The sequence below is a fragment of the Marinobacter sp. UBA2498 genome, from assembly GCF_002341575.1.
In the GTDB taxonomy this organism is placed as follows: Bacteria; Pseudomonadota; Gammaproteobacteria; order Pseudomonadales; family Oleiphilaceae; genus Marinobacter; species Marinobacter manganoxydans.
Genome location: NZ_DDOI01000089.1, coordinates 39,148 through 40,702, shown reverse-complemented (window position 1 = coordinate 40,702; position 1,555 = coordinate 39,148). Strand labels below are relative to the sequence as shown.

Annotated in this window: 2 protein-coding genes; both read right to left on the bottom strand. The window is 58.8% G+C overall.

Annotated features, from left to right (window positions below; genetic code table 11):
* Window positions 1–448: response regulator (locus B2W52_RS12510; RefSeq protein WP_286803337.1), on the bottom strand; the 448-nt coding region annotated here is incomplete at its 3' end.
* Window positions 449–500: 52 nt separating this feature from the next.
* Window positions 501–1,555: MORN repeat-containing protein (locus B2W52_RS12505; protein WP_286803334.1), on the bottom strand; the 1,055-nt coding region annotated here is incomplete at its 5' end.

Sequence of the window (1,555 nt, the reverse complement as noted above, 5' to 3'; positions counted from 1 at the left end):
CGTTCAGCAGTTCGTCCTCTTCCGCGGCAGCCGGCTCAGATTGCAGCGGTGGCTCCGGCAAGTTTCCGCCTGTGACGTCACTGGCCAGCTGGTCCAAAACCTCTTTGAGGCCCTCCGTTTGCGGCGGTTTAGTGAGGATGTTGTAAACACCGAAGTTCCTGGCCTCCTCCATGAATGATGACGATTTTTTGGATGTGCACATGATGATGGGGATGCCGGCGGTCTCCGGGTTGCCCTTGATGGCTTTGGTCGCCTCTACGCCATTCATCCCCGGCATTAGATGGTCCATGAAGATGACATCCGGACGCCCCTGGCTGTTCAGGAAATCGAGGGCCTCCTCGGCCGAGCCAGCCATATTGACTTCCATATCGCGACTTTCCAGCAGTTTGCTCAGGGCAAATCGGGCCACCTTGGAGTCATCTACCAGCAGAGCGTTCTTGATCGCCATGTCACTACCTCAATCGTTTACTGCAAACGCGTTTGTTATCGGGCCGTTATGATTACCAGCCTTCCAGTTTCGGGCACTCTGTGGCCCGGTAGCTCTTGTCCCGATAACAGACACCGGGTTCAGTGGTTCGGGCAGTGAAAATTTCCCCTGCCGCTGTGGTCAGGCGTACCTGTCCGTAGGGCTCGCCATGACGGAATGTCGCTTCGATCGAGCTGCCGTTGGGATTCTTCAGCAAGCCCTTACCGTGGAACTTTCCTTCAATGTATTCGCCCTCGTATTTCTTGCCGCTGGCGAAGACCTCTGCCCCGGTGCCATGGAAGGCGCCGTTGGAAAATTCGCCTTCGTAATGGCGACCGTCGGGGTAGGTGAGTGTGCCGGTGCCATGAAATTCGTCGTTCCGGAAGCCGCCGACGTAGAGCATGCCATCCGCGGTGGTCAGGGAACCGTGGCCATTAAGCTGTCCGTCCTTCCAGTGGCCGGTCAGTATGTCGCCGTTTGCCAGTGTAAGCGTGCCTTTGCCGTTAAACTGGTTGTCCCGGAATTCGCCGGAATAGCGCGAGCCGTCGGCACTGCGCCATTCACCGTCGCCCTCGCGGTTGCCTGCAGACCAGCCTCCCTCGTAACGGCCACCGTCGGGATACCACGCGGTGCCCTGGCCGTGGAATTCACCATCCACGAAATGCCCCTCGTAGCGCAGTCCATCGTTGTCCTGGTAGGTGCCATCACCGGTCTTCACGCCACCGATCCAGATCCCGTCACGGAAATTCACCGTGGTCAGAGCCTCCAGTTCGCCCACCAGAGTCACCTCATTGCCGGCTTTCAGGGCAATGGAGCGGTTCCAGGGTTTGAAACCTGGCTTGGTGATGGTGACCTCGTAGCGGCCCGGGTCCAGCTCAAGATCCAGGCGGGTCGCGCCATATTCCTTGCCGTTGATGGTGACCTGATCGCCGACAACGTTTGAGCGTAGTACCAGCAGCGCCTGCGTCGGTGGCTGGGGTTCCTGCTGTTTTTCCGGTTGTTGCGGATTTGCCGGGGCGGTGTCTGTTCTCGTTGCCAATACCGATGGCGGTTCAGCTACCGCCAGAACCTCCGGGTTCTCCGGCATGG